Origin of the sequence: Streptomyces marokkonensis, assembly GCF_039539045.1 — a bacterium.
Taxonomy (GTDB): domain Bacteria; phylum Actinomycetota; class Actinomycetes; order Streptomycetales; family Streptomycetaceae; genus Streptomyces; species Streptomyces marokkonensis.
In genome coordinates this window covers 1-2,902 of the sequence record NZ_BAABCQ010000332.1, presented here as the reverse complement: position 1 = coordinate 2,902, position 2,902 = coordinate 1, and the positions used below count along the sequence as shown (strand labels likewise).

General features: G+C 68.1%; 2 protein-coding genes. One reads left to right on the top strand and one right to left on the bottom strand.

All coding sequences use genetic code 11. From position 1 onward, the window contains the following. Positions 1-353 precede the first annotated feature (353 nt). Positions 354-482 carry a hypothetical protein gene (locus ABEA26_RS35585; protein WP_345598161.1) on the top strand — a complete coding sequence of 43 codons (129 nt, stop codon included), beginning with the start codon at positions 354-356 and terminating at the stop codon, positions 480-482. A 328-nt stretch (positions 483-810) separates the two neighbouring features. Here ABEA26_RS35585 and ABEA26_RS35580 read toward each other — a convergent pair whose 3' ends face one another. Continuing rightward, complete coding sequence (locus ABEA26_RS35580) at positions 811-2,688, bottom strand: AMP-dependent synthetase/ligase (protein WP_345598160.1); 1,878 nt, start codon at positions 2,686-2,688, stop codon at positions 811-813. Positions 2,689-2,902: the final 214 nt, after the last annotated feature.

Here is a 2,902-nt window from a genome sequence, read left to right as displayed (position 1 = left end):
TACTGATTTTTCAGAGATCACACAGAACGCCTGCGCCGACTGCGGCGCGGAACCCATCTGACACACGCGACCGAAGGACACACGGGGCACGTCCGGTTCCTCCGGATTTCATTGGCGTCGTCGTGCCGCCAACTTAGCGACAGGCCTCGGATCCCCCCGCAAGTCCGGCCAGACTCACCCGAACGAGTGACCAGCCGCATGGGCCACCAACCAGACCCTGAACCGGGTGCCATTCACCTTGAAGCCCTCGGACCGCACTACGATCTCTCGCCACCATTCAGTGGATTCTCGCTCGGGGAACCCGCCCCGAGCCTGCGGAGAGTCGCTTCGTCGCCAGTGATCACTGCCAGGTCATGCGCCGGTTCTTCGACGGGCCGAGACACGAGGGCCTCGCCGAACTGGCGGGACTTGAGCAGCGACGTGTTCGGATCGGTGAGAACATGGGCCTCGGCGGCGGCACCGTAGGCTACGAGCAGTGGTAGATGGTCGTGCAGGAACCCGAAGTTGCGTGACGTCCGGGCGAGGTCCGCAAGCCTGGGATCCGGCGTACGCGCCGTGCCACCCGCGCTCACCAGATGGATACGCTCTCTCTGGGTAGCCGTGCGCCCCGAGAACGCTAGTGGCTCGCCGGGTGCTTCTGAGGATCTTCGAGCCTACCGGCCGCCACCCCTCGCAGCCACGGCTTTCCTTACGCTCGCCCGTCGGCCATGTTCACGCATGACGCGCGTCGACTGTCGGCCGGGCAACTCGCTGGTCGTCAAACAGTCTTGGGGCGGGTCACACGGTCCCGCCCGCAAGCCGCACGCGCGGTCAGGCCTCCCGCGAGCCGTCGTACATCTCCTCGATCAGGTGCTTGTACTCCCGCTCCACGACCGGCCGCTTCAGCTTCAGGCTCGGGGTGATCTCCCCGTGCTCGACGTCGAGGTCGCGGGGCAGCAGGCGGAACTTCTTGATGGTCTGCCAGCGCTGGAGGCCCTCGTTGAGCTGCTTGACGTAGCCGTCGACCATCTCGACGGTCGCGGGCGCCGCGACGATCTCCGCGTACGGCCTGCCCTCGAGGCCGTTCTCCTTCGCCCACTGGGTGATCGCGATCTCGTCCAGGGCGATGAGCGCGGTGCAGAAGTTCCGGTCGGCGCCGTGCACCAGGATGTTGGAGACGTAGGGGCACACCGCCTTGAACCGGCCCTCGACCTCGGCGGGCGCGATGTACTTGCCGCCCGACGTCTTGATGAGGTCCTTCTTGCGGTCCGTGATACGCAGGTAGCCGTCGGGCGACAGCTCGCCGATGTCGCCGGTGTGGAACCAGCCGTCCGACTCCAGGACCTCGGCGGTCTTCTCGGGCAGCTTGTGGTAGCCCTCCATGATGCCGGGGCCGCGCAGCAGGATCTCGCCGTCGTCGGCGATGCGCACCTCGGTGCCGGGCAGCGGCTTGCCGACCGTGCCGGTGCGGTAGGCCTCGCCGGGGTTGACGAAGGAGGCGGCGGAGGACTCGGTGAGGCCGTAGCCCTCCAGGATGTGGATGCCGGCGCCGGCGAAGAAGTAGCCGATGTCGGGGGCGAGGGCCGCCGAGCCGGAGACGCAGGCGCGCAGGCGTCCGCCGAAGGCCTCGCGGATCTTGGCGTAGACGAGCTTGTCGGCGATGCCGTGCTTGGTGGACAGGCCGAAGGGGGCGCCGGCGGTGCCGGTGCGCTTGAAGTTGTCCTGGGTGACCTTGGCGTACTCGCGGGCGACTGCGGCGGCCCACTGGAAGATCTTGTACTTGGCTCCGCCGCCCGCCCGGGCCTTGGCGGCGACGCCGTTGTAGACCTTCTCGAAGATGCGCGGCACGGCCGCCATGTAGGTCGGCCGGACGACCGGCAGATTCTCGATGATCTTGTCGACCCGGCCGTCGACGGCGGTGACGTGACCGACCTCGATCTGGCCCGAGGTCAGGACCTTGCCGAAGACGTGCGCGAGCGGCAGCCACAGGTACTGCACGTCGTCGCCGTTGATCAGGCCGGTCGCGGCGGTCGCCCTGGCCATGTACGACCAGCAGTCGTGCGGAAGGCGGACACCCTTGGGCCGGCCGGTGGTGCCGGAGGTGTAGATGAGGGTGGCCAGCTGGTCCTTGGTGAGCGCGCCGACCCTCTCCTTGATCAGCTCCGGCTCCTTCTCCAGGCGGGCCGCGCCGAGGGCCTCCAGTGCACCGAGAGTGAGAATCCAGTCCTCGCCGGTGTCGGCGCCGGTCGCGTCGATCACCACGACGTGGGTGAGGTCGGGCAGCTCCGCCTTCTTCTCCCTGGCCTTGGCCAGCTGCGCGGCGTCCTCCGCGATCAGCACCCGGCTCTCCGAGTCGGAGAGGATGTAGGCGGACTCCTCGGTGTTGGTCTGCGGGTAGACGGTGGTCGTCGCGGCGCCCGCGCACATGATGCCGAGGTCGGCGAGGATCCACTCCAGCCGCGTGGCGGAGGCCAGCGCCACGCGCTGCTGCGACTGGATGCCCAGCTCGATCAGGCCTGCCGCGATCGCGTAGACCCGTTCGGCCGCCTGTGCCCAGGTCAGCGACTTCCAGTCGTCCGGTCCCTCGCCCGAGGCCGACGGCACCGGGTAGCGGTAGGCCTCGGCGTCCGGCGTGGCCGTCACCCGTTCCAGGAAGAGTCCCGCCACGGAGGGCGGACGGTTCTCGATCAGTGTCTGTGTGTCGCTCACGACGTCCTCCGTGGGCCCGCGACGGTGCGGCCTGCTCGTTCTGCTCGTTACGACCGGCTCAGGTGCGGCTGGTTCAGGTGTGGCTGGTTCAGGTGTGGCTGGTTAAGGTGCGGCTGGTTCACTCTCGGGCGATTGTTCCGGCCTGCTCAGGCGCTGTTTAACTCGCGAGTAACTAGCGAGCAGGCATCAGAGTAAAGGGCGACCGGCCCGTTCG